The sequence below is a fragment of the Alkalihalophilus marmarensis DSM 21297 genome (assembly GCF_000474275.2).
GTDB classification, from domain to species: domain Bacteria; phylum Bacillota; class Bacilli; order Bacillales; family Bacillaceae_D; genus Alkalihalophilus; species Alkalihalophilus marmarensis.
In genome coordinates this window covers 1-946 of sequence record NZ_ATAE01000080.1, presented here as the reverse complement: position 1 = coordinate 946, position 946 = coordinate 1, and the positions used below count along the sequence as shown (strand labels likewise).

General features: G+C 17.4%; 1 protein-coding gene. It reads right to left on the bottom strand.

Annotated features, from left to right (window positions below; all coding sequences use genetic code 11):
- Positions 1–45: 45 nt before the first annotated feature.
- Positions 46–219: an IS3 family transposase gene (locus A33I_RS21560; protein ID WP_420796769.1), complete on the bottom strand. Its 174-nt coding sequence runs from the start codon at positions 217–219 to the stop codon at positions 46–48.
- Between the last annotated feature and the right edge of the window lie 727 nt (positions 220–946).

Here is a 946-nt window from a genome sequence, read left to right as displayed (position 1 = left end):
TGAATTGTTTTTTGTTAAGTAGATAGTGGAAATAATAAAAAGGATTTAAGTGGTTTTAGTTTTGTATTTTATAGGGTTTAAGTTGTTTAATTGTTTTTGGTATTTTTTATGATTATAAAAATGGATGTATTTATTTATTGTAAATGAAAGTTTATTAAATGTTTTATATTTATTTAAATAGTATTTTTTGTATTTTAGTGTTTTAAAGAAAGATTTTATTGGTTTATTATTAATATATTTTTTTATTTTTGATATATTTTGTGTTATTTTTGTGTTGTTTATTATTTGTTTAAATTTTTTAGATGTGTATTGGTATTTATGGTTATTATGGATAAGAGGGTGTTTTTTAGTTAATTGTGATGTAGTTTGGTTAAGTGTATTAAATATAAGTTGATTATTGTTGGAATGATTTAGAATATAATTTATAATGGTTTTATTATAAAGATTATGGATTGTATTTAAATAGGTTTTTTTTGATTGGTTATATTTAAATTTTGTGATATTTGTAATTTATTTTTTATTTTGTTTTTTTGTTGTAAATTTATGGTTTAATAGATTTTTTGTTATATGTTGAGGAGTAGAGTGTTTATATTGTTTTTTTTTGATATGGATGATAGAGTGTAAATTAGTTAATTTTATTAATTGATAAATTTTTTTATGATTAAATTTTTTATTAAATTTTTTGTTTATTTGAAGGTTTATTTGGTGATAGTTAAAGATATTATTAATTTTTTTATAGAGAGTTTTTATTTTTTTGATGATTTTTTTGTTTTTTAGTTTTTGGGAAGAAGGGGTATGATTAAATTATTTATAGTAGGTAGATTGTGTAATTTTTGTGATTTTATAAAGTAAATGGATGGTTAAATTTTTTTTTTTATGTAGTTTTTGTATAGTGATATATTTATTTTTATATTGGATTAGGTTTATTTTTGTTTTTTTTTGATTT